The organism is Rhodococcus phenolicus, assembly GCF_001646785.1.
GTDB lineage: Bacteria > Actinomycetota > Actinomycetes > Mycobacteriales > Mycobacteriaceae > Rhodococcus > Rhodococcus phenolicus.
In genome coordinates this window covers 1-21,874 of the sequence record NZ_LRRH01000085.1, presented here as the reverse complement: position 1 = coordinate 21,874, position 21,874 = coordinate 1, and the positions used below count along the sequence as shown (strand labels likewise).

Sequence of the window (21,874 nt, the reverse complement as noted above, 5' to 3'; positions counted from 1 at the left end):
ATCCTTGTCCGATACCAGCGATCGTCGATGAAACGAGGGTCCTGAAATGGAGTGGTCAACGGTCGTCGTCGACAGCGCTCTGTGGACGGTGAAGGCCTACGCAATCACGGTCGTCGTCTCCGTCGCGGTGATCACGGCGCTGATCCGCTTCACCCGCTGGGGCAGCCAATGGTGGCGCATCGCCTCGTCGTACTTCGACCCGCGCACCGGCGTCGGCGGTCTCGGACTCGCCGGGCTGGTATTGCTGCTGACGGTGTTCGCGGTGCGGATGAACGTACTGTTCTCGTACTGGTACAACGACTTCTACACCGCGATCCAGAATCTCGACGAGCCCGCGTTCTGGCGATTCATGCGGATCTTCGCGGTGCTCGCGACAGTGCACGTGCTGCGCGCCCTCGTCGTCTATCTGCTCGGGCAGACCCTCGACATCCGCTGGCGCACCCATCTCAACGAACGGCTCGTGGACCGGTGGCTCGATTCCGGCGCCTACTACCGCGAGCGGTTCGTCGACGATCCGGTCGACAACCCGGATCAGCGGATCCAGGTCGACATCACGGACTTCGTCACCACGACCCGTGTCCTGTCGATGGGAGCGGTCAACGCGGTGCTGTCGATCGTGAGCTTCACCGGCATCCTGTGGGACCTGTCCGGTCCGATGGTGATTCTCGGCGTCGAAATCCCGCGCGTCATGGTGTTTCTCGTGTTCATCTACGTCCTGGTCACCACAGCGGTCGCGTTCTGGATCGGCCGTCCCCTGATCCGGTTGAACTTCCTCAACGAGAAACTGAGCGCCACCTACCGCTACGCGCTGGTCCGGGTGCGCGAGTACGGAGAGTCCATCGCCTTCTACCGTGGTGAGCCCGTCGAGCGTGGTGGGCTCCTGGCGAAATTCGCGGCGGTCATCCGGAACTGGTGGCGACTGGTGTTCCGGACCCTGAAGTTCAGCGGCTTCAACCTCGCCGTCAATCAACTCGCGATCATCTTCCCGTTCCTCATCCAGGGGCCACGGATGTTCGCCGGGCAGGTCACGCTCGGCGACGTGATGCAGACCGGCAACGCGTTCGGACAGGTGCACGACTCCCTGTCGTTCTTCCGCGAGTCCTACGACGACTTCGCGGCATTCCGTGCCACCACGATCCGACTCAACGGGCTGCTCGACACGACCGACCGGTCCGCGAAGCTGCCCACGCTCGACGCCACCGAACACGGCGACCGGCTCGACCTGAACGGTCTGTCCGTCGGCACGCCCGCCGGGGCGCCGCTCGTCACCGATCTGTCTCTGAACGTCGAACCGGGGGAGGCGCTCCTGGTTCGCGGCGCGTCGGGCAGCGGGAAGACGACGCTGCTCCGCACCGTCGCGGGCCTGTGGCCGTACGCGGACGGCACGGTCGCGCGGCCTTCGGGTATCGCGCTGTTCCTCTCCCAGCAACCGTACATGCCGCTGGGCACGTTGCGGGAAGCGCTGACCTATCCCGACCCCGACGGTGCCGCCGCCTCGGGCGGGGACGACGCCGCGTTGCGAGGTGTTCTCGAGCGGGTTCAGCTGGGGCACCTCGCCGACCGGCTGGACGAGACGGCGGACTGGACTCGGATCCTGTCGCCGGGGGAGCAGCAACGCCTCGGCTTCGCGCGGATCCTGCTCTCGGAACCGGCGATCGTGTTCCTCGACGAAGCGACCGCAGCCGTCGACGAAGGGCTCGAGAATTCGCTGTATCGCACGCTGCGCGAGGCGCTACCCGAATCGGTGATCGTGAGCGTCGGCCACCGGAGCACCCTCGACGGTTTCCACGATCGCGTCCTCGAACTCCGCGGCGGTGGACGGTGGGCGATCACCGACCGCGTGCGCTGACCGAATCCGCCGGTTGCGAACAGATCTCCTTTTGGGGACCAAAGACTCAGAATGCTGTACCGGATCACAATTCAATTGCGAGATGTGTGTCACAGCGGATAAGGTGGAGGTGTTCGCGCAGCCCAGACATCGGGGTTCAACGGCTCGCGTACGCAGGGGTACTCGGGGTGGACGCCGACTCTGTAAGCAGGACAGAGGATTCGGCAATCGCAATGTCCACCCTACGAGTGTCGGGCGGCACACAGGGGTGCCGCCGAGGGGTCGGGTGGGCGGCCGTCGAAGATTGTTCAGCGTCGAAAGCAGGCTCAATGACCACTGCTCAGAATCATGTGCCGCCGGCCGAGCGGCAGATTTCCCGTGGCCGTCACGTGGCCGGAACCGTCGGGGCCGCGTCGGTCGTCTCCGCTGTGCCCGTCGGTGTCCTCACCGCATCCCTGATCGTCGGTCTGGTCGTGGGGATCGTGACCGTCGCCTGCGTCCTGCTCGCGGAGGTCATGATCTAGGCGCGCCGGCGACGAGGGGGTCGCGATTGCCGCTGTTCGAAATCCGTTGCAGTCACGCTGCTTTCGTGTTTCCGTCGTGCGGAGCGGACCACGAACGTGCGTACTCGTCCACGTACTGTTGACCCGTACTGCGGGCGATCGCGAGCATGAGCGCGTCGGTTGCCGCACGGACACCGTTCGCACCGCGCTCGCGGAACGGCGAAAGGTCGAGGGGTTCGAGGATGTCGACGACAACCCGTCGGCGCCACCACGGAACGGTGGGATCGGGAACGGTTCCGGTGATCGCGACCGGAACGAGGGGAGTGCCGGTCGCCATCGCGACCCGCACCGCGCCGGTCCGACCCCGGTACAGACGGCCGTCGGGGGAGCGCGTGCCCTCCGGGTGGATTCCCCACACGCCGCCGTTCTCGACGATCGCGGCCGCGGCCTCGAGTGCCGGTGATGCCGCCGCGCCGCCGCGCCGGTCGACCGGGACCTGACCCAGCGCGGAGAGGAATCGCCGCCGGAGGCGGCCGGACACACCGCCCCGGTCGAAGTACTCGCTCTTGGCGAGGAAGGTGACCGGCCGGCGCGCGGCGAGGGTGAGATAGAAGGAATCGAGGACGGCGAGATGGTTCGCGGCCATGACCACCGGCCCGCGGCGCGGGATGTGGTGCCGTCCCCGGATCCGGGGTCGGCCCAGCGCATAGAGGGCCGGTCCGATGAGGATGTGGCGACAGAGCCGGTAGGCGAGGTCGTTCCACGGGGACGTGTTCGGCGGACGCATAGACACTGTCTACACGAGGATGGGAGACACTGTCTACGTGACTGAGCGGGACACGAGAACAGCATTGGTGCACGCGGGGATCGACCTGCTCGAGGAAACCGGCGACCCCGACATCGGGCTACGGGAGATCGCGAGGCGGGCCGGCGTCTCCCACGGCGCACCGCGCCGCTGGTTCCCCACCCACCGCAGCCTGCTCGCCGCGATCGCCGAGGCGGGCTTGCAGGACCTGTCCGAGGTCGTCGTCACCGCCGCCGGACGGGACGGAAACGACGTGCTCGCGGCAGCCGTGGCCTACGTCGACTTCGCTCGGCGCCGGCCCGCGATGTTCGCGCTGATCTTCCGCCACGACCTGCTCGTCGGATCGGGAGCGGAACTTCGCACCGTGTCGCGTCCTTTGTTCGGCTGGCTCGTCGAGTTGGTGTCGCGCGTGGGCGACGGACGCGAGCCGGAGGCGTCTGCGGCCGCGCTGTGGACCGGGCTCCACGGCATCGCCGTGCTGTCGTCGACCGGATCACTCGAACTGGCCGCGCCCGGCGTGGACGACAGCGCATTGATCGAACGCGTCGTGCGTGACAGTCTCCGCTGACCTGTCGGCCCGGAACGATCTCCGGGTCCACCGGAGCCGTTCGCGGTGTGTTCGCCGTCGCGGCGGTCAGACGTCGCCCGAGCCGGGGTGCGCTTCGCGCCACGCGGCCCAGACTTCCGGGCGCAACTTGCCTCGGTCGGGTACTGCAACCCCCGTGGCGCGCGCCCATGCCCGGACCTGGGCGGTCGTGGGTTCCGTCGGCCCCGGGCCTGTCTCGACGAGGTTCGTTGCCCCCGCGGACGGATTCGGAATCATGCGTTCGCGCGCGGCGGCGTCGTCCTCGACCCACTGGTGCGAGGCCGCGAGAAAGCGATACGTCCACTCCTCGGCGAGCGCGCGGGTCTCACAGAACACGATCGGCACATTCGGATAGCGGACCTGTAGTTCGGCGAGCCCGTCGGCAACGACTGCGGGACGAACCCACCCGCCCTTGAACACGGATGAGTAGCGGTCCTCGACGACCACCGCGGCGCGGGGAATGGCAGCCAGCTCCGCCATCGCGAACCGCAGTGTGCCGTTGGTGAGACTCGAGACCAGATCGGACAGCGACTTGCGCTCCACTGAGGCGACCAGGCGATCCTCGTCAACGAGGCCGTAATCGCCGCACGTCAACGGCCGGGTGACGGTGGTGATCTGCCGGCCGGGAAACTTGTAGGCGTAGCGCTCGTGGGAATCGACGATGATGGTCAGTTCGGCGAGCCCTGCGGCGCGGGCCGTGGGGGTGCGCACCTGGGGACGTGCCTGCTTTCGGGTGCGCGGCGACTGCCAGAACACTATGTCGCGACCACGCGCTTTGGTGAACACGATCTGGGAGCGGCTCTCGCGGCTCCGGTCAAGGACGAGATCGATTGCGGCGCCCCGTCGTACACACGAGCGCAGGGCGACGCGCTCGACGACATCAGGGTCGGTGGGCCACTCGTCGGCCGGAACCGGATAGCAGAACAGCGCTTTGGTGCGCGGCCAGGTGCCGGAGGTACGAAATACGAGTCCGCCCTCGATCGGTAGTCGTAACAGGAACGGCAGGCTCGAACCCTGATCCGGGTTGCGGGCGATCACCAGGTCCACGATCCTCGGTTCTCCTTCCGTCCGCTCGGTCACCGTTCCCGACTCGCCCTGGTATGTGCGAAGCGGGTCGCGGGCGAGGTCACGCCGGGTGCCCCCGCCCGCGAACGGTCGTCGAATCAGCGACCGGGCACGATATCGATGTTGCCCTTGCACACTGCATTCTGTGTGTTGACGAACCACCAACCGCCGCCGGTCTGGGTGGTCACCGTGAAGTCCACGTTCCCGACTCCCGTGAACGTCCGGTTGATCGGGATGCCGGGCTTCTGCTGCCAGGCGGCCTGATCGCTCACCGAACGCCCGGATTCTCCGGTGGTGTTGTTGTGCCAGTCGACGAGAACCTGCGTGCCGTACCAGTTGGGGCCGATGCTCGGGAAGAGTCCCGGAGGCGGTGCAGGCAGTTCGTTACCACCGCTGAGCAGTAGTGACGGCACGAGCGCATCCCCGTTCGGCGGCAGCGATTCACCGGAACCCGCCCTGATCGTCCAGGTGAATGCAGGCGCCCACGGCAGCGGGTTCGCGCTTCCGCAGGTCATCGTCGTCGATGTCGCCGCGTTGGCGACGCCCCCGCCCCCGACGACCAGTGCAGTGGCAACGCCGGCGGCGGCCAGGATCGACGCACCCGTGCGTCGGATCGTTCGTCTACCCATGAATCTTTTCCTTCCGCGTCGTCGAAATGTGATCCCCAACCGTCCCTTCCTATCGGGTTTGTGCCGATTCGTCCCGGTTTCGTGTGGACGTGTCGCGGAAGTCGTTCGACGGCAACGGGATCATGGGAGCCGGCTCGAACTCAGTTTCGAGGGATGCGTCGTCGTGATCCCACCCGCCGAGTAGGCGGGCGCCCTGGGGAGGAATACGGCTACTCGCAGCCCACACCGTCGCCGTCCTTGTCGAGGTGCCGGGCATAGCCGGGATCACCCACACGAATCGGGTCCGCGTTGGCGGCACGCACTGCGTCGCAGTTCTTGTAGGTGACACCCGACGGGGACTCGACATCAGGCGGCGGGGTGTAGACCGGCGCAGGCTTCGTAGTGGTCGGCGGCACGTACACCGGCTCCGTCGTCAGCGGGATCCGGGCGGCCGTCGTCGTCGGCACCTGAACCGTTTCGGAGGCTGTGGTCGTGTCCTCGTACTGCGGCACCAATGGAACCACTGCCGGAGCGGTTGTGGTGGTGGTGCGGGGAACCTGCGTCGTGGTCCGCGTCGCTGTCGTGGTCGTCGCAGCGACGGTCGTCGAGGAGACGACGGTCGACTCCGCCTCCGGCTTCGAAGGATCCTGATTGAGCACGCTGATCCCCACCACCCCGACGACAGCGGCACCGGCGATCCACGGCCACTTCTTCCTCTTCCGAGGGGATTCGCCGTCTGCCGGGGTTCCGGGATCGGTCGGACCTCCGATCGGCGCGAACGCGAGGGTGGGATCGGCGGCGCCGGCAGGTTGGGTCTGCGCGGTCCACTGCTGCCCGTCCCACCACCGCTGAAGGGTGGGGTCGTAGGGGTCGGGATGCCATCCGGGGGGTGGATTCATGAACACGGTCCGTTCTTTATGTGCGGTCACACGAAGGTCGGCCATGTCACACGACTCGTTACAGCGTGACCTCCCCGTCACGCGCAACCCTTCGGCGGCACCCACAGTTCGTCGCCTGCACGCATCGCCACGGCATGCCGGGTGGGCGCCCGATCGTGACCGAGAAAGTGCTGCTGTGCGACCGCACGATAGTGCGGCAGGAGACCGGCTACCGGCGCGGTCCGGCGTCGACACAATTCGTCCTCGGCAGCCTCGCGATCCGCGTCCCCAACTGCACGCCCACGAGATCGGGCGCACGCCGGCGGCGCCGACCACATCGGCCCGATCACCGATCCTCGACAAGCGCAGCGACGTCGGCCACTTCGACGTGCAGGTGCTGCAGGACCTGCCCGCCCGCGCAGATCCCGGCGGAGTTGCAGGAGGAGATCTGATCGCGTCCATCGGCCGTTTGCTGCATGCTCGACGCTCAGCCGGTCCGGAACGGGTTGGGAGAGTGAACCCCTCGCAGGTCAGTGGCGGTGCCCCCGGTGAGACTCGAACTCACACTGGACGGGTTTTGAATCCGTTTCCTCTGCCAATTGGGATACGGGGGCGTCGTGCGGAGACCACTGTAAGGGATCGGGCGGAACGGTCAAACACCGGTACCCTTCTATCGATCGCCTTCGACCCCGGGGCGACGCGAGAGACGCGAGTGACAAAGGAGAAGGCCGACGATGACAGCCGCCCCGCACGAGAACTCCACCGCGCCCCGCCGGGTCGTGGTCGCCGAGGACGAGGCGCTGATCAGGCTCGATCTTGTCGAGATGCTCCGCGAAGAGGGATACGACGTCGTCGGGGAGGCCGGCGACGGGCAGCGTGCCGTCGAGCTCGCGGCCGAGCTGAAACCGGACCTCGTGATCATGGACGTGAAGATGCCCCGCCGCGACGGAATCGACGCCGCGTCCGAGATCGCCGAGCGCCGGATCGCGCCCGTGGTGATTCTCACAGCGTTCAGTCAGCGCGACCTCGTCGAGCGTGCCCGTGACGCCGGTGCGATGGCATATCTGGTCAAGCCGTTCTCGAAGTCGGACCTGGTTCCCGCGATCGAGGTGGCCGCCAGCCGTTTCGCCGAGATCCGCGAGCTCGAGAAGGAGATCGCAGGGCTCAGCGAGCGGTTCGAGGTCCGCAAGCTCGTCGACCGCGCCAAGGGCATGCTGATGGAGGCGCACGCGATGACCGAGCCCGAGGCGTTCCGCTGGATCCAGCGTGCGGCGATGGATCGGCGGACCACGATGAAGCAGGTCGCGGAGGTCGTCATCGACACACTCGGCTCGGAGTCCGCGGGCTGAGCCCCGCCCGGTCGTTACGGCCACATCAATTCTTCTTCCCGCTACATAACGGTCGGATCACAACGATTTCGGCGCGGTTCGCAGCGTCTCTCCGACGGTTATGTTTCGAGCCACGACCCGGTGAATCCACCGGAATGCGTTGAGGTCGACAGAAGGAGAGTTGGATGGCAAGACGGGCACTCGTCCGTGCCGCTGCGCTCTTGGGAGCAGCGTCTCTCGCACTCGCCGGCTGCAGTTCGGACAGCGATTCCTCCTCGGACACCGCCGCGGACGCGTCCGGCGACACGACCACGGTCACCACCGACTGCGAACCCGACCAGGCGACGGCCGGGGCAACCCCGGTCACCACGCCCCTGCGGATCGGCACGTTGCTGCCGGAAACGGGCAGCCTGTCGTTCATGGGACCGCCGACCGCCGCAGGCACCCGCCTCGGCGTCAACGACGTCAACGCGGCCGGAGGTGTGCTCGGTCAGCCGGTCGAACTGGTCACCGGCGACTCCGGCGACACCACCACGGACACCGCGAACGCCACCGTCGACCGTGAACTCGCTGCCGGAACCCAGGTGATCGTGGGTGCTGCGTCGTCCTCGGTGTCGCTGAAGGTGCTGGACAAGATCGCCAGCGCCGGCGTGGTGATGTTCTCGCCGGCGAACACCTCCGACCAGTTCGTCTGCTACGCGGACAAGGGCATGTACTTCCGGACCGCGCCCACCGATGTCCTGCAGGCACAGGCGCTTTCGCAGCTCATCGCCGACGACGGCGCCCAGCGGGTGTCGGTGATCGCCCTCAACGATCCGTACGGCACGGGACTGGCCGCGAACACGGTCGACAATCTCGTCGAGGCGGGCATCCCCGAGGACCAGATCCAGAAGATCATCTACGATCCGAACGCGCAGTCGTTCAACGCCGAGGTCGACCAGATCAAGGACTTCGCACCGGATGCGGTGGCGCTCATCGGTTTCGAGGAATCCGCGAAGATCATCACCCGCATGCACGAGGTCGGCATCGGCCCGTCCGACGGCATGCACGTGTACGGCGTGGACGGCAACATGGGCAACGAACTGGGTACGAACGTCGCGCCCGGGCTGGTGGCCGGGATGCGCGGAACCACGCCGCTCACCGATGTCGGTCCCGAATTCCAGAGCAGGTTGACGGCCCTCGATCCGGGCCTGATCGATTTCAACTATGCCGGTGAATCCTATGACGCCGTGGTGATCTCCGCGCTCGCCGCCGAGCAGGCGGGATCGACCGCCGGAATCGACATCGCCGCGAACATCAACGACGTCACCGAGGACGGCACGAAGTGCACCAGCTACCAGCAATGCCTGGATCTGCTGCGTGCCGGGGAGAACATCGACTACGACGGCATCACCGGTGAACTGAGCTTCGCCGCGGCGGGTGAGCCCAGCATCGGGTCCTACGGCAATCTGCTGTTCGGTCCGGACAACAAGCTCACCACCGAAGGGTTCATCGTCGTCGGAGGATGATCGAGCGGCCGCAGAGTGGGCCGGGAATCGCGCGATTCCCGGCCCCACTCGTCGTCGGGGGTGATTCAGGACCGCTTTCTCTCCTGGCTGCCCGCGAGCGTGCCCAGATAGAGTTCGATGACCTTCGGATCGTGCATGAGGTTCGTTCCGGTGTCGGTGTAGGCGTTGCGACCCTGGTCGAGGACGTAGCCGCGGTCGCAGATCTGCAGGCAGCGACGGGCATTCTGCTCGACCATGATGATCGAGACCCCGGTGGCGTTGATCTTCTTACAGCGGATGAAGACCTCGTCCTGGAACATCGGGGACAGTCCTGCCGACGGCTCGTCGAGCAGCAGCACCGACGGATCCATCATCAGCGCGCGACCCATCGCGACCATCTGCCGTTCACCGCCGGACAACGCACCGGCCTTGACTTTCCGGCGCTCGGCGAGCAACGGGAACAACTCCGACACGACCGCGAATCGTTCCGTGAACTGCTTGGGACGCAAGTAGATTCCCATCTCGAGGTTCTCCTCGATCGTCAGCGACGGGAAGACGTTGCGGGTCTGCGGCACATAGCCGAGTCCCTTGCGCACCAGCACGTGCGCGGGCGCGGCCGCGACCGGCTCGCCCCGCAGCGCGACCTCGCCCTGTCGGATCGGGATCAGTCCGAACAGCGCCTTGAGCAGTGTCGACTTCCCGGCACCGTTCGGCCCGATGATGCCGACGATCTCCCCTTCCCTCAGGAAGAAGTTGCAGCCGCGCAGGATGTCCACGCCCGGGAAGTACCCGGCGACCAGGTCGTCGGCTCGCAGAAGGGCTCCCCGGGCGAGCCGGCTGTGTTCCTGCGGGGTCGCGGCCAGTTCGGCGGCGGTCATCCCGGCGCCGGGTGTTGCGGGGGAGGGCTTCTCGGTCACGGCCGCTTCTCCTCGGTGTCTGCATCGGGGGCGTCGGGCAGGTCGGCGAGAACCGCCGCGTCCGGTTCGGACAGGTCACCACCCGTCTCGAGAGTCGCGACGACGGCCTCCTCGAGCGCCTCGGCTAGCGTTGCGGTCGCACCGACGGGATTGCCCTCGTCGTCGAACTCGAGTGCCTGGTCGTGATGGCTGCCGAGGTAGGCGTCGACGACGGTGCTGTTGCCGGACAATGCCTCGGGGGGTGCCTCGGCGATCACCGAGCCCTGTGCCATGACCACCACCCAGTCGGAAACCTCGCGGATGACGTCCATGTCGTGTTCGACGAACACGACCGTCATGCCGTCGTCGCGCAGCGATTTGATGTGGCCGAGCAGACTCTGGGTGAGCGCCGGATTCACTCCGGCCATCGGTTCGTCGAGCATGACCACCTCGGGGTCGGTCATCAAGGCCCGGGCCATCTCGAGCAATTTGCGCTGACCGCCGGACAGCGAGCCGGCCAGGTCTTCGGCTTTGGCGTCGAGGGCGAAACGCGCCAGCAGCTCGCGCGCGCGTTCGGTGATCTCGCGTTCCTGCGACTTCCACGTCCACGGCAGCAGCGCACCGGTGATCCGTTCGCCGCGTTGCCCGGTGGCACCGAGCCGCACGTTGTCGAGGACGGTCATCTTCGACAACGCCTTGGTGAGCTGGAAGGTGCGAACCATGCCGTGCCGGGCGACGCGATGCGGATGCATCCGGCCGAGGCGGACACCGTTCATGCTCCAGCTGCCGCTGTCCGGGCGGTCGAAGCCGGTGAGCAGGTTGAACAGGGTGGTCTTGCCGGCGCCGTTGGGTCCGATCAGCCCGGTGATACACCCGCGCTGAATCTCGAGGTGTGCGACGTCGACGGCCTTGAGGCCGCCGAACGCACGGGAGACACCATCCACGACCAGCACCGGGTCGGGTTTGGCCACACCGGGTTCCTGCGATATGGCGGAGAACAGCGCGGCGCGGGCGGTCGCGTCGACCGGCGATCGATCGGTGACGTCACGCATCGAGCTGTACCTCCCGCTTGTTTCCCAGGATGCCCTGTGGCCGGAACACCATCAACACCGCGATGAGCACTCCGAGCAGGACGAAACGCATGGCGCCGACCTGCTGCTCGGTGAGCGGCAGGAGTGGGTCGGGGCCGGCGATGGCCTGACGCAGCAGCGCATCGGGGACGGTGAGCAGGAACCAGAACAGCATGGCACCCAGGACCGGGCCGAACACCGTCGCGGCACCGCCGAGGATCAACGCGCCGAACGCGAAGAACGTCTGCGCCGTCGAGTAGAAGTCGGGGTTGATCGACTTGGTCTGCAGGGCGTTGAAGACACCGCCGAGGCCGCCGATGACACCACCGAGCACCAGTGCCTGCATCTTGTAGACGAAGACGTTCTTGCCGAGCGAGCGGGCGGCGTCCTCGTCCTCCCGGACCGCCTGGAGCACTCGCCCCCAGGGGCTGTGGCTGAGCAGGTACACGAAACCGCAGAGCACCAGCACCAGCGTCCAGCCGACGAGCATCGCCCACAGGTCGTCGCCGTAGAAGCGCATCCCGAGAATCGAGTACTGGCGGCCCGAGTCGAAGGGGCTCAGCTCGGTGAACGGTCCGGCGAATCCGTAGAGGCCGTTGGTGGAGCCGGTGATCGGATCCGAGGCAGTGGAGCGGAACACCAGCCGGAGGATCTCGGAGGCCGCGATCGTCACGATGGCGAGGTAGTCGGCGCGCAGACGCAGCGTCGGGATGCCGAGTACGAGCGCCAGCAATGCGGCCGCGCCGAGACCGACGAGGATGCCGAGCCACAGCGGCTGGTCGTAGGTGACCGTCATGATCCCGACCCCGTACCCGCCGAGCAGCGCGAACCCGATCTGACCGAAGTTCAGCAGGCCCGCATAGCCGAAATGCAGGTTCAGTCCGATCGCGAGCAGGGCGTAGAAGATCGCGGAGGGCCCGATGAGCTGGGCGAACGAAACCTGGAGTACGGCAACGAGGTCCATGGCTCACCCGATCCTTGCTCGGCTGCCGAGGATGCCCTGCGGTCGGATCACCAGGATCACGATGAGGATCAGCAGACCACCGATGTATTTCAGGTCCGGGCTGATCACCAGGGTGGACAGCTGGACGACGAGCCCGACGATCACGCACCCGAGCAGGGCGCCGTAGGCGGTGCCGAGACCGCCGAGGGTGATGCCGGCGAACATCAGCAGCAGCAGCTTGAAACCCATCTCCCATTGCACGCGACCACCGAGTTCGGACAGTGCGTAGAGCACGCCGCCGAGTGCGGCGAGCGCGCCCCCGAGCGCCCAGACGAAACGCACGACCCGCTCGACGTCGATGCCGGAGGAGGCGGCCAGATCCCGGTTGTCCGCGACCGCGCGCATCGCCTTGCCGATCCGGGTGCGCTGCAGCAGCAGTGCGATGCCGATCAGCACGACGAGGCTGACGAGGATGCAGGCGAGGTTGATCGGGGTGATCGCCAGCGGACCCCATTCGAGCTGTTGTTGCCCCTGGTAGTCGGCGAATGCCTCGGTGCGATCGGAGAAGAAGATGAGGATGAGGTACCTCAGCGCGATCGCCACCCCGATCGACACGACGAGCTGCGCGATCAGGCCGGTGCGGCGTCGGCGCAGCGGCGCCCAGATCAATCCGTCGTTGAGCAGGCCGATGGCGATCCCGGCGATCACGGCCAGGATCGTCGCCGGGATGAGCTGGATACCGAAGCTGACGTTGAACACCCACGCGGCGACCGCGCCGAGTGTCACCAGCTCGCCGTGAGCGAAGTTCGTCAAACCGGTGGTCCCGAAGATCAGGCTCAATCCGACGCCGGCGATCGCGATGATCAGGCCGAAGCGCAAGCCGTCGACCACGGTGCGGAGAATCTTCTCACCGGTGGCGATGTCGGTACCGGATCGGGCCTCGCCGAAGGAGAAGATCACCACGTTCGAGCGTCCGGCGGTCACGTTCCGCTCCACCGTCGACTGCACGCTGACGTCGTCCGGCAGCGTCTCGGTGTCCACTTCGAAGGTGTAGCTGCCCGGGGGCAGAGTCAGCTCCCACCGGCCGCCGTCCCCGGAGACGGTCTCGGCGACAGCGTTCCCGGAGGTGTCCAGGGCGCGAACGGTGACCCCGGCCAGTCGTTCGCCGCCGTTGTTGAGGCTGCCGCCCACCGGAACGCCCGCCGCGGGTTCGCCGGGGGGCGCCGTCGTGGGGGGTTCGGGCGGTGCCGTCGGTTCCTGCGCGGAGGCACTGCCGAGGCCGGACAGACTCGCGGCGAGGACGAACAGGAGCAGCAGCGTTCGGGCGAGCCGTCGTGGCGGCGGAGATCCTCGTCCGGGTCTGACCATTCGGGCCACTCGGGTCCTCCCGCGCGCGTGGTGGTGGTCGGGCACGGCGCCGGGGGACCGGCGCCGTGGAACCGGACTCTAGCGGCTGTCGTCGCGTTGCACGGGGCTCTGGGATTTCCGCGTCGTTTCGGTTGGGTTTCGTCGTCCCGCAATCGAATACGGCGTATGTCGTAGGGCCTCAGGAGCGGACGAGGCGGGCGATCGCGTCGGATGCTTCCTTGAGCTTGACCTCCGCGTCGTCGCCGCCCTGCCGGGCCGCGTCGAGGACGCAGTGCTTGAGGTGGTCGTCGAGCAGTCCCAGCGCGACACCTTCGAGGGCCTTGGTGAGTGCGGAGATCTGGGTGAGGATGTCGATGCAGTATTGTTCCTCGTCCACCATCCGATGGATTCCGCGCGCCTGGCCCTCGATCCGCTTGAGGCGGGCGAGGTATCGGCTCTTGTCTCCCATGTAGCCGTGACCGGTGTGGCAGGTCTCGGACTGGGGTGCTGCAGCAGGGGTGTCGGCCATATCCGCATTATATACCCCTAGGGGGTATTGAGCGAGTATGTGACATCCGGCTCGGGAATCAGGCACGCCAGGTTCCGGGGGCCGTCGTCGGCCGGATCGGTTCGGCGGGCGTCGATTTTCGACGGGTACGTGCGCGACTTCCTGCGCGAGCATCCGGACGGCACGGTGGTCGATCTGGGATGCGGTCTGTCGACCCGGCCGATCGCCTGGGCAACGGGCGCGTGCGGTGGTTCGACCTGGATGTCGAGGACACCACGTCGCTGTGGTCTCCGGATGTTCGCCTGAGCGCCCGGTGACAACGTACGAACTCGATCTGTTCATCACCGACGACGGACCCGATCGAGACCGGTGCCGGTAGGCCCCGCGCGCGATCGGCCCGCTCGTCGATCGCTGCACGGGCTGTCGGGGCCGGTCCCTAGACTGGCTCCCGTGACTCGTGCATCCACCTCGTCTGCTCCCGCCGCCACGAGCGGCGACCGTCCGACCCTGCTGTTGCTGGACGGCCACTCCCTGGCCTTCCGCGCCTTCTACGCGCTGCCCGCGGAGAACTTCAAGACGCAGAGCGGCCTGACCACGAACGCGGTGTACGGCTTCACCTCCATGCTCATCAATCTGCTGCGCGACGAGCAGCCCACTCACGTGGCGGCCGCATTCGACGTCAGCCGGCAGACCTTCCGCGCCGAGATGTACCCCGAGTACAAGGCGCAGCGCAGCTCCGCGCCCGACGAGTTCAAGGGCCAGATCGAGATCACCAAGGACGTCCTCGGCGCTCTCGGGATCTGCGTGATGGCCGAGGCCGGATTCGAGGCAGACGACATCATCGCCACCCTCACCACCCAGGCCACCGCGCTGGGCTACCGGGTGCTCGTGGTCACCGGTGACCGGGACTCGCTGCAGCTCGTCACCGACGAGGTCACCGTGCTCTACCCGAAGCGCGGAGTGTCGGACCTGACCCGTTTCACCCCCGACGCGGTCGAGGAGAAGTACGGGCTGACCCCGGCCCAGTACCCCGACTTCGCGGCGCTGCGCGGCGACCCGAGCGACAACCTGCCCGGAATCCCCGGCGTGGGCGAGAAGACCGCCGCCAAGTGGATCCGCGAATTCGGCGACCTGAATGCCCTCGTCGACCGCGTGGACGAGGTGCGCGGCAAGACCGGCGATGCCCTGCGCACGAACATCGGCAACGTGCTCATGAACCGGCGCCTGACCGAGATGGTCCGCGACGTGCCACTGCCGTTCACCCCGGCCCAGCTCGAACTCGCGCCCTGGGACCGCGACCGCATCCACCGCCTGTTCGACGATCTCGAGTTCAAGGTGTTGCGCGACCGGCTGTTCGCGACGCTCGCGTCCGCCGAACCCGAGGCCGAGGAGGGATTCGAGGTGCGCGGCGGCGCACTCGAGCCCGGTGCGCTCGCGGCCTGGCTCGCCGAACACGCCGTCGCCGGCGTGCGGCACGGGCTGTCCGTCGTCGGCCTCGGCACCCCCTACGCTGGCGACGCGACCGCGCTGGCGATCGCCGCGGCCGACGGGGAGGGAGCATACGTTTCCACCGCGACCCTCACCCCCGAGGACGACGCCGCGCTGGCCGCCTGGCTCGCGGACCCCGGCACCCCGAAGGCGCTGCACGAGGCGAAGTCGGCGATGCACGCGTTGCGCGGGCGCGGCTGGACGCTCGCGGGTGTCACCAGCGACACGGCGCTCGCCGCGTACCTGGTGCGGCCCGGGCAGCGCAGCTTCAACCTCGACGACCTCTCCTTGCGGTACCTGAAGCGGGAACTGCGTGTCGAGGAGAGCGGCGAGCAGCAGTTGTCGTTGCTCGACGACAACGACGCCGCCGACGCGAAGGCCGCCGAGAACGCGATCCTGCGGGCGCGGGCCGTCGTCGACCTGGCCGAAGCCCTCGACGGCGAACTGCAGGACATCGAGTCGACCGCACTGCTGGCCGACATGGAATTGCCCCTGCTCGGTGTGCTCGCCGACCTCGAGGCCGCCGGTATCGCCGTGAACGCCGACCACCTGCACGACCTGCAGTCCGGGTTCGCGGCCGATGTCGCCACCGCGGCGAATGCCGCGTACGAGGTCATCGGCAAGCAGATCAACCTGGGATCGCCGAAACAGCTGCAGGTGGTGCTGTTCGACGAGCTCGACATGCCGAAGACGAAGAAGACGAAGACCGGCTACACCACCGATGCCGACGCCCTGCAGAACCTGTTCGACAAGACCGGCCATCCGTTCCTCGAACACCTGCTGGCGCACCGCGAGTCCACCAAGATGAAAACCACCGTGGACGGGCTCATCAAGTCGATCGCCGACGACGGCCGTATCCACACCACGTTCAACCAGACCGTAGCCGCGACCGGCCGGTTGTCCTCGACCGAGCCGAACCTGCAGAACATCCCGGTCCGCACCGACGCCGGTCGGCACATCCGCGACGGCTTCGTCGTCGGCCCCGGTTTCGATCTGCTGCTGACCGCGGACTACAGCCAGATCGAGATGCGGATCATGGCGCACCTGTCCGGCGACGCCGGGCTGATCGAAGCCTTCAACACCGGCGAGGACCTCCACAGCTTCGTCGGGGCCCGCGCGTTCGGTGTACCGATCGAGGAGGTCACTCCCGAACTGCGCCGCCGCGTCAAGGCGATGTCGTACGGCCTGGCCTACGGGCTCAGCGCCTACGGTCTCGCGCAGCAGCTCAAGATCTCCACGGACGAGGCGAAGGAGCAGATGGAGGCGTACTTCACCCGATTCGGTGGGGTGCGCGACTACCTGCACAACGTCGTCGAGGATGCGCGGAAGGTCGGCTACACCTCGACGCTGTACGGGCGACGCCGTTACCTGCCGGACCTGACCAGCGACAACCGTCAGCGCCGCGAGGTCGCCGAGCGCGCCGCGCTCAACGCGCCGATCCAGGGCACGGCTGCCGACATCATCAAGGTCGCGATGATCGACGTGCAGAAGGCGTTGCGCGAAGCCGGGCTGAGTTCGCGGATGCTGCTGCAGGTGCACGACGAACTCGTGCTCGAGGTGACCGAGAGCGAACGCGAACAGGTGGAGGCCCTGGTCCGCGCGAAGATGGATTCCGCGATCGAGTTGTCGGTCCCGCTCGAGGTGTCCGTCGGATACGGGCGCAGCTGGGACGCGGCTGCGCACTGAACCGTCCGAGGGAGAATCGCCCGGTCCCGCGCGTGCGGTGCCGGGCGATTCGGTGTTCACCGGCCGTGCGATCCGCCGGGGTTCCGAACCGGCACGGACCGGGTATGCGCCCGGTATGAAACCACGAACCACCCTCCTCGTATCCGGCGCGTGTCTCACGGTGCTGGTCGTAGCCGGCTGCGGCAACGACGACGGGACCACGGTCGAATCGGCGCCCGCGACCACCGAACGCACGGACACCACGACCCTGCCGAACCCGGCATCGGGCATGACCGGAGACGCCTTCGGCGTGCCCGGCACCACCGAGACCGATGCGTTCACCTACGACCAAACGGCGGTGCCGGTCGGATCGACCGTCGACGTCGAAACCGAGGAGGACAACGGGCGCACGACCGTCACGCTCTCCGTCACCGGCCTGGCCCCCAACCGGGACTTCGGCGCCCACGTGCACACCCGGGCGTGCGGCCCGCAACCGGCCGATTCGGGACCGCACTACCAGAACGACCCCGATCCTGCCGCGACACCCGAGTCACCGTCGACGGACCCCGCCTATGCGAATCCGCAGAACGAAGTGTGGCTCGACATCACCACCGACGACAACGGCGATGCGCGCGCCTCGACCACCGTCGACTGGGAGTTCCGCGACGACGCAGCCGAATCCGTCGTCATCCACGCACAACACACCATGACGGGGCCCGGTGTGGCCGGCACCGCCGGTGACCGGCTGGCCTGCATCGACGAGGACTTCTGATCCTCGTTCTCACGGCGCCGTCACCGGCCCTGGATCGGGTACCTCACGTGACCTTGACGAGCAGTTCGTACTCGTTCACGGTCGCGTGCCGGCCCGGCCGCAGCCGCAGCGACACCGGCCACGATCCGGCCCGCTTCGCGCGGAGCGTCATGATCCGTTCGGCGCCACCGCCCGGCAGCGGGTTGTTCGAGGGCAGGTAGCGCAGATTGGTCCACACGAGACCGTCACCGATGCGATCGGTGAACCATGTGGACCCCGAGGTGGACCGCTCCATCAGGTGCAACTCGACGATGTCGCCCGCGGCGACGGTCACGTCGCGGGCGTCCGAGGTGACGACATGTTTCATGAAGTCAGTGTAGTTGCGAACGTGACCGGCATCACTGTGTTGGGAACCCGGCGGCCGCTCGGCGAGGAAATGCGATGAAGGTCGCGCCTCGGGCCGCGCGCACCTCACACGGCGGAGGTCTCCGTCGATCGGCCCGCGTTCACCGGACCGGCGCCGGTGCGGGGGCCCACGGTGAACGTGGCGGCCACACAGGCGATCGCGACGACGAAGCATGCCAGGGTGTACCAGAGGCTGCCGATCGGGTCGCCGTTCTCGGTGAGGCCGTCGACCGCGCCGAAGAAGGCCGGCAGCGCGGCGATCCACAGCAGTGCCATCACGCCCAGGTACACCAGGCTGTAGACCTGCACGAACCGGTTGGTGTGGCGTTCCACGGACGCGTCCGCGCCGCGTAGGTCCCGCCACCGCCGCACGAGGGCGACTACCGCGACGACCGAGAGGACCGCCAGTTCGGCCAGGTACACCGCGCCGCGCACAGTGTCGCTGCCCATGCCCAGAACGGTGGCCGGCAGGGGCAGCACGAACGTGCCGACCGACGCGAGCAGGCCGATCACCACCGTGCGCCAGGTCAGTTCCACACCGGAGAAGTGCCGGCCCGCGTCGACGTGCCGGCCGACGAAGAACTGCACGCACAACGCCAGCGACATCGGCCACAACGCCGCGAACACCACGACGCTGGGAACAGGCACCGACTCGAAGAACGGCTGGTTGATCGGGTTGTCGAGCGACCACTCCCACCACCGCAGTTGCGGGCCGAGGTGATCGAAGATCTCGTAGAACGCGTGGTGCACGAAGCCCACGCAGGCGGCGCCGATCAGCACCCCGTAGCGGGTGAACACGCCGAGCATCCGGACGACCTCGAACGCGAGGGTCGCCATCAGCGGATAGATCGCGACGATGTACAGCGGCAGCCGGCCCCACATGAAGTCGACCGTGAACACGTTGTGCGCGAACATCGTGTCCACGTGTTCCTCGATGCCGAACGCGGCCGGGAAATACAGCGGCGGTTCGATGACGAACAGGTACGCGGTCGCGCCGAGCCACAGCACCAGGTTCGTCGGGTCGCCCTGGCGGCGGAGCCGCACGATCGCGAAGATCAGGGCGAGGATCGCGCCGACGACGATGGTGACCTCGAGGACCGGCAGTGTCCAGTTCTCCAGCGCCAGGGGACTGCGGAACTCGACGAGACCACCGGCTTCCTCACACGAGAAACCGAGCCGGCCCGCGAGATCCTCGAAGGTGGGGGAACACAGGTCCGACATCAGTTGGCCCCCTGCGCCTTCGCGCCGGCGGTGTACCAGTTGGTGACGTCGTATCCGGATTCGAAACGTTCGAACCACACCCCGGCCAGCTCCGGCAGCTTCTCGTGATCCGGATTGTGCTTGGGCATCTGGCTGCGGACGACACCGCCGAGGGCGGTGAGCTGTTCACCGAGCGGCAGATGGTCGAACGCCCGGGTCATCGGGCCGTTGTAGTCGGCGGTCAACGTCGGCATCAGTCTGCGGAAGGTCTGCCGGCGGCGGTACCAGGCGAACATCGCCATCGCGTCGATCTTCCGGTCCTCGACCGGGACGTGCTTGTTGAAGCCCTCGCTGGCGATCCGGATGACCTTCAGCACGTGCCGGAACACCGAGGGAGCCATGCGCATCCGGTACAGGTCGCTGCCGACGATGGAGTCGAAGATGATCAGCGCTGAGCTGCGATGCTCGACCTCCTCCACGAAGTGCCAGATGAACAGCGACGCGACCCGGTCGTCGCCCGGAGCGAACAGCGTCGAGTCGTTGTCGAGCATCAGCTTGAACACCGGGGTGAAGGTGGCTTCGAGGTCGGCGGTGTAGGCCAGCCGGTAGTGCAGCGACGTCTCGGCGGTGAGCTTGTCGAAGGCGCCGATCACATCGTCGAGGGTTTCCTGCAGGCCCGGATACCGGTCGATCAGCGCCTTGACGTGCTGGCGGTGGGCGGTCGAGTGCTGGCCTTCCTGACGCATGAAAGCGTCGGCTTCGGCAGCGACCCCGGGATCGGTGATCAGCGGCTTCGCCTCGGTGATCATCTGGACGATCATCTTCTCGAACCCGACCGCGAGGAACGAGACCGCGTTGGCCATGCTCGAGAACGCCGGGTTCGCCTCGTTCCACAGGAACGGTACGTCCTGGTTCTCGAACCCGAAACGCATCTTGCGGACTTGTAGATCGGTCACTTGCGATACCTCGTCTTTCGAAAAGCGGAGTCGTTCGGAAGTGGGGCTGCGGGCGCGGTCTCGTCCGGACACGACGAGGCACGGTGATCCAGATCATACACAGACTCAGGAACTTGTATGATTACTTTCGCGGGTCTCGGCGACCCGGCTCCGCGGCCCGGTCCGTGCTAACGTCGACACCCCGTCCGCGTGGTCCCGCGCACTCTCCGGCGCACGTCGATCCCCGGACTCGCTCGACCGAGGAAGCAGTCAGTGGCAGGCAGGCGTGGGTGGGGTGGAAGTCCCCCGGGCAGCGACGCGGAAGCGTCCGAACGGATCGTCGCCGCCGCCGTCGACCTCATCGGGCGCACCGGCGCGGCGATCAGCATCGCCGACGTCGCCGAGGCGCTCGGCGTCATCCGGCAGACGGTGTACCGCTATTTTCCGAGCGCCGACGCGCTGATGCAGGCCGCCGCGATCGCCTCCGTCGCAGGGTTCCTCGATCGTCTCGCCGAGCAGATCCGGGGCCTCGAGGACCCGGCCGAGGCGATGACGGAAGCGGTGCTCTACACGCTCACCGAGGTCCGGCGCACGCCGCACCTGGGGATCCTGCTGTCCAACTCGTACTCGAACGCCGACCCCGACCGCATCACGTCCGACGAGGCGCAGCTGTTCGGCATGACGATGATCCGGCGCTTCGACGTCGATTGGGAGAGTTACGGATACGACGAGGCATCGCTGCACGAGCTCGTCGAATACCTGCTGCGCACCATGCAGTCGTTCTTCGTCTCCCCGGGTCATCCGCCTCGCAGCGACGAGGAGATGCGCCGGTACCTGCGCCGCTGGGTCGGATCCGCGATCCTGGCCCAGCCGCGCACGGCGGTGTCCCGGCCTACGGCGTGACGACGTCGAAGTCGAGGTCGGGCCGATCGGTCGGCTCGAGGATCCGGGCCCATACCGTCGTGTCGCCGCGGGTCTGCAGTCCGTCCAGGGAACCGGTGGCGCGGACAGCTTTTCGTCCCACGCCGGGGGCCGACGATTCGCAGCGAGACGGTGTCGAACAGCTGGGTGAGGCTCATCGCCGGGGCGAGCCCGGCGCCCTGCTCGAACGGGGTGTGGAACTTCCCGTGGCGCAACTCGTGCGCACCGACCAGGAAGCAGTTGCGCCACGTGGCGTTCTCGAGCCGTAACCGAGCCGTTCGAGGACGACCGCCAGCCGTACCCGGGCGGCGGTGCCGGCCGGGTCCGCGAACACCGCATGGCTGCCGAGTTCGGCCGCGAACCGCAGATCGCCCGGGTCCGCGTACTCGCGCACCTTCGCCAGGCCCGGGTGCACCTGTCCGCGCCCTCGGTGTCGAGGAGCCGCTACGCGTCCATGTCCCAGACCACCCGGCCGTCGGCGTCGGTGTGATTCGGCGTGCTTCCACCCTCCCGGAGTCGATCGGTTCCCGCCTCACCGCCGAGGATGAATCGGCCCCGCGATCCGCCACCGCGCCCCGCGCGAACCGGCACGCTGGTGGCGTGTCGAGAACGCGGGGCCCGCTCCGTCCCAGGGGCACGACGGGGGTAAGTCCCGGG

The 21,874-nt window shown here is 67.4% G+C and carries 24 protein-coding genes and 1 tRNA gene; 9 read left to right on the top strand and 16 right to left on the bottom strand.

What is annotated here, in order from left to right; translation table 11 throughout:
* Positions 1–46: 46 nt before the first annotated feature.
* Together A8G15_RS21670 and A8G15_RS30785 are read left to right on the top strand one after the other, a co-directional pair.
* Entirely contained in the window at positions 47–1,849 is a 1,803-nt protein-coding gene (locus A8G15_RS21670) for an ABC transporter ATP-binding protein/permease (protein WP_068164378.1), read from the top strand.
* A gap of 308 nt (positions 1,850–2,157) precedes the next feature.
* Positions 2,158–2,352 (top strand): hypothetical protein, encoded by a 195-nt coding sequence (locus A8G15_RS30785; RefSeq protein WP_156665510.1) that lies wholly within the window; start codon positions 2,158–2,160, stop codon positions 2,350–2,352.
* Between the two features lie 52 nt (positions 2,353–2,404).
* Here A8G15_RS30785 and A8G15_RS21665 read toward each other — a convergent pair whose 3' ends face one another.
* The gene (locus tag A8G15_RS21665; protein WP_068164376.1) at positions 2,405–3,118 is read right to left on the bottom strand and encodes a lysophospholipid acyltransferase family protein; all 714 of its coding nucleotides are present in this window, start codon (positions 3,116–3,118) and stop codon (positions 2,405–2,407) included.
* Positions 3,119–3,155: 37 nt separating this feature from the next.
* Between A8G15_RS21665 and A8G15_RS21660 the strand changes: the two genes are divergently transcribed.
* Positions 3,156–3,704: a TetR/AcrR family transcriptional regulator gene (locus tag A8G15_RS21660; protein ID WP_342671591.1), complete on the top strand. Its 549-nt coding sequence runs from the start codon at positions 3,156–3,158 to the stop codon at positions 3,702–3,704.
* A 66-nt stretch (positions 3,705–3,770) separates the two neighbouring features.
* On the opposite strand, the gene A8G15_RS21655 is transcribed toward A8G15_RS21660, so the two are convergent.
* The 5 genes from A8G15_RS21655 to A8G15_RS21640 form a co-directional block, all read right to left on the bottom strand.
* Positions 3,771–4,772: an ERCC4 domain-containing protein gene (locus tag A8G15_RS21655; protein WP_425415115.1), complete on the bottom strand. Its 1,002-nt coding sequence runs from the start codon at positions 4,770–4,772 to the stop codon at positions 3,771–3,773.
* A 113-nt stretch (positions 4,773–4,885) separates the two neighbouring features.
* Positions 4,886–5,416, bottom strand: coding sequence for a hypothetical protein (locus tag A8G15_RS21650; protein ID WP_068164369.1), 531 nt, complete (start codon positions 5,414–5,416; stop codon positions 4,886–4,888).
* 209 nt (positions 5,417–5,625) lie between these two features.
* Positions 5,626–6,294 (bottom strand): excalibur calcium-binding domain-containing protein, encoded by a 669-nt coding sequence (locus A8G15_RS21645; protein WP_068164483.1) that lies wholly within the window; start codon positions 6,292–6,294, stop codon positions 5,626–5,628.
* 325 nt (positions 6,295–6,619) lie between these two features.
* Positions 6,620–6,751 (bottom strand): hypothetical protein, encoded by a 132-nt coding sequence (locus tag A8G15_RS32255; RefSeq protein WP_281180732.1) that lies wholly within the window; start codon positions 6,749–6,751, stop codon positions 6,620–6,622.
* Between the two features lie 62 nt (positions 6,752–6,813).
* A tRNA-Leu gene (locus A8G15_RS21640) sits at positions 6,814–6,887 on the bottom strand.
* Between the two features lie 120 nt (positions 6,888–7,007).
* Here A8G15_RS21640 and A8G15_RS21635 point away from each other — a divergent pair.
* Positions 7,008–7,622 carry an ANTAR domain-containing response regulator gene (locus tag A8G15_RS21635; RefSeq protein WP_068164365.1) on the top strand — a complete coding sequence of 205 codons (615 nt, stop codon included), beginning with the start codon at positions 7,008–7,010 and terminating at the stop codon, positions 7,620–7,622.
* Positions 7,623–7,786: 164 nt separating this feature from the next.
* Positions 7,787–9,109 carry an ABC transporter substrate-binding protein gene (locus tag A8G15_RS21630; protein WP_068164362.1) on the top strand — a complete coding sequence of 441 codons (1,323 nt, stop codon included), beginning with the start codon at positions 7,787–7,789 and terminating at the stop codon, positions 9,107–9,109.
* 65 nt (positions 9,110–9,174) lie between these two features.
* Here A8G15_RS21630 and A8G15_RS21625 read toward each other — a convergent pair whose 3' ends face one another.
* The 5 genes from A8G15_RS21625 to A8G15_RS21605 form a co-directional block, all read right to left on the bottom strand.
* Positions 9,175–9,966, bottom strand: a complete 792-nt coding sequence (locus A8G15_RS21625) for an ABC transporter ATP-binding protein (RefSeq protein WP_068164359.1) — start codon at positions 9,964–9,966, stop codon at positions 9,175–9,177.
* Positions 9,967–10,001: 35 nt separating this feature from the next.
* Positions 10,002–11,036, bottom strand: coding sequence for an ABC transporter ATP-binding protein (locus A8G15_RS21620; protein WP_068164356.1), 1,035 nt, complete (start codon positions 11,034–11,036; stop codon positions 10,002–10,004).
* Positions 11,029–12,018, bottom strand: a complete 990-nt coding sequence (locus tag A8G15_RS21615; protein ID WP_068164354.1) for a branched-chain amino acid ABC transporter permease — start codon at positions 12,016–12,018, stop codon at positions 11,029–11,031. Before A8G15_RS21615 ends, A8G15_RS21620 begins: the two co-directional genes overlap by 8 nt.
* Positions 12,019–12,021: 3 nt before the next feature.
* Entirely contained in the window at positions 12,022–13,365 is a 1,344-nt protein-coding gene (locus tag A8G15_RS21610) for a branched-chain amino acid ABC transporter permease (protein ID WP_068164352.1), read from the bottom strand.
* A 178-nt stretch (positions 13,366–13,543) separates the two neighbouring features.
* On the bottom strand, positions 13,544–13,873 hold the full coding sequence (locus A8G15_RS21605; protein ID WP_068164350.1) for a metal-sensitive transcriptional regulator: 330 nt from the start codon (positions 13,871–13,873) through the stop codon (positions 13,544–13,546).
* A gap of 429 nt (positions 13,874–14,302) precedes the next feature.
* Here A8G15_RS21605 and polA point away from each other — a divergent pair, with 429 nt between their 5' ends.
* Together polA and A8G15_RS21595 are read left to right on the top strand one after the other, a co-directional pair.
* Complete coding sequence (polA, locus tag A8G15_RS21600) at positions 14,303–17,026, top strand: DNA polymerase I (protein WP_068164347.1); 2,724 nt, start codon at positions 14,303–14,305, stop codon at positions 17,024–17,026.
* 115 nt (positions 17,027–17,141) lie between these two features.
* On the top strand, positions 17,142–17,777 hold the full coding sequence (locus A8G15_RS21595) for a superoxide dismutase family protein (RefSeq protein WP_068164480.1): 636 nt from the start codon (positions 17,142–17,144) through the stop codon (positions 17,775–17,777).
* A 43-nt stretch (positions 17,778–17,820) separates the two neighbouring features.
* Here A8G15_RS21595 and A8G15_RS21590 read toward each other — a convergent pair whose 3' ends face one another.
* The 3 genes from A8G15_RS21590 to A8G15_RS21580 form a co-directional block, all read right to left on the bottom strand.
* A complete protein-coding gene (locus A8G15_RS21590) occupies positions 17,821–18,123 on the bottom strand; it encodes a protease inhibitor I42 family protein (protein WP_068164344.1) in 303 nt (100 codons plus the stop codon).
* Between the two features lie 104 nt (positions 18,124–18,227).
* Complete coding sequence (locus A8G15_RS21585; protein ID WP_068164343.1) at positions 18,228–19,382, bottom strand: hypothetical protein; 1,155 nt, start codon at positions 19,380–19,382, stop codon at positions 18,228–18,230.
* On the bottom strand, positions 19,382–20,317 hold the full coding sequence (locus tag A8G15_RS21580) for a metal-dependent hydrolase (RefSeq protein WP_068164338.1): 936 nt from the start codon (positions 20,315–20,317) through the stop codon (positions 19,382–19,384). The genes A8G15_RS21585 and A8G15_RS21580 overlap by 1 nt, the downstream gene beginning before the upstream one ends.
* Before the next feature lie 252 nt (positions 20,318–20,569).
* Between A8G15_RS21580 and A8G15_RS21575 the strand changes: the two genes are divergently transcribed.
* Complete coding sequence (locus A8G15_RS21575) at positions 20,570–21,199, top strand: TetR/AcrR family transcriptional regulator (RefSeq protein ID WP_068164334.1); 630 nt, start codon at positions 20,570–20,572, stop codon at positions 21,197–21,199.
* Here A8G15_RS21575 and A8G15_RS32250 read toward each other — a convergent pair.
* Positions 21,189–21,320, bottom strand: coding sequence for a hypothetical protein (locus A8G15_RS32250; RefSeq protein ID WP_281180731.1), 132 nt, complete (start codon positions 21,318–21,320; stop codon positions 21,189–21,191). The genes A8G15_RS21575 and A8G15_RS32250 overlap by 11 nt on opposite strands.
* 51 nt (positions 21,321–21,371) lie before the next feature.
* Positions 21,372–21,611, bottom strand: a complete 240-nt coding sequence (locus tag A8G15_RS30780; protein WP_245687946.1) for an alkyl sulfatase dimerization domain-containing protein — start codon at positions 21,609–21,611, stop codon at positions 21,372–21,374.
* Here A8G15_RS30780 and A8G15_RS31975 point away from each other — a divergent pair.
* Positions 21,555–21,707 (top strand): hypothetical protein, encoded by a 153-nt coding sequence (locus A8G15_RS31975; RefSeq protein ID WP_245687950.1) that lies wholly within the window; start codon positions 21,555–21,557, stop codon positions 21,705–21,707. The genes A8G15_RS30780 and A8G15_RS31975 overlap by 57 nt on opposite strands.
* Positions 21,708–21,874: the final 167 nt, after the last annotated feature.

Excerpts from the sequence above, each read along its gene's own strand:
- A8G15_RS21585 (WP_068164343.1), bottom strand. The coding sequence starts at position 19,382 with ATGTCGGACCTGTGTTCCCCCACCTTCGAGGATCTCGCGGGCCGGCTC.
- A8G15_RS21645 (WP_068164483.1), bottom strand. The coding sequence starts at position 6,294 with ATGAATCCACCCCCCGGATGGCATCCCGACCCCTACGACCCCACCCTT.
- A8G15_RS21615 (WP_068164354.1), bottom strand. The coding sequence starts at position 12,018 with ATGGACCTCGTTGCCGTACTCCAGGTTTCGTTCGCCCAGCTCATCGGG.
- A8G15_RS21670 (WP_068164378.1), top strand. The coding sequence starts at position 47 with ATGGAGTGGTCAACGGTCGTCGTCGACAGCGCTCTGTGGACGGTGAAG.
- A8G15_RS32255 (WP_281180732.1), bottom strand. The coding sequence starts at position 6,751 with ATGCAGCAAACGGCCGATGGACGCGATCAGATCTCCTCCTGCAACTCC.
- A8G15_RS21665 (WP_068164376.1), bottom strand. The coding sequence starts at position 3,118 with ATGCGTCCGCCGAACACGTCCCCGTGGAACGACCTCGCCTACCGGCTC.
- A8G15_RS21650 (WP_068164369.1), bottom strand. The coding sequence starts at position 5,416 with ATGGGTAGACGAACGATCCGACGCACGGGTGCGTCGATCCTGGCCGCC.
- A8G15_RS21605 (WP_068164350.1), bottom strand. The coding sequence starts at position 13,873 with ATGGCCGACACCCCTGCTGCAGCACCCCAGTCCGAGACCTGCCACACC.
- A8G15_RS31975 (WP_245687950.1), top strand. The coding sequence starts at position 21,555 with ATGGCTGCCGAGTTCGGCCGCGAACCGCAGATCGCCCGGGTCCGCGTA.
- A8G15_RS21635 (WP_068164365.1), top strand. The coding sequence starts at position 7,008 with ATGACAGCCGCCCCGCACGAGAACTCCACCGCGCCCCGCCGGGTCGTG.
- A8G15_RS21610 (WP_068164352.1), bottom strand. The coding sequence starts at position 13,365 with ATGGTCAGACCCGGACGAGGATCTCCGCCGCCACGACGGCTCGCCCGA.
- A8G15_RS30785 (WP_156665510.1), top strand. The coding sequence starts at position 2,158 with ATGACCACTGCTCAGAATCATGTGCCGCCGGCCGAGCGGCAGATTTCC.
- A8G15_RS21595 (WP_068164480.1), top strand. The coding sequence starts at position 17,142 with ATGAAACCACGAACCACCCTCCTCGTATCCGGCGCGTGTCTCACGGTG.
- A8G15_RS21620 (WP_068164356.1), bottom strand. The coding sequence starts at position 11,036 with ATGCGTGACGTCACCGATCGATCGCCGGTCGACGCGACCGCCCGCGCC.
- A8G15_RS21625 (WP_068164359.1), bottom strand. The coding sequence starts at position 9,966 with ATGACCGCCGCCGAACTGGCCGCGACCCCGCAGGAACACAGCCGGCTC.
- A8G15_RS21590 (WP_068164344.1), bottom strand. The coding sequence starts at position 18,123 with ATGAAACATGTCGTCACCTCGGACGCCCGCGACGTGACCGTCGCCGCG.
- A8G15_RS21630 (WP_068164362.1), top strand. The coding sequence starts at position 7,787 with ATGGCAAGACGGGCACTCGTCCGTGCCGCTGCGCTCTTGGGAGCAGCG.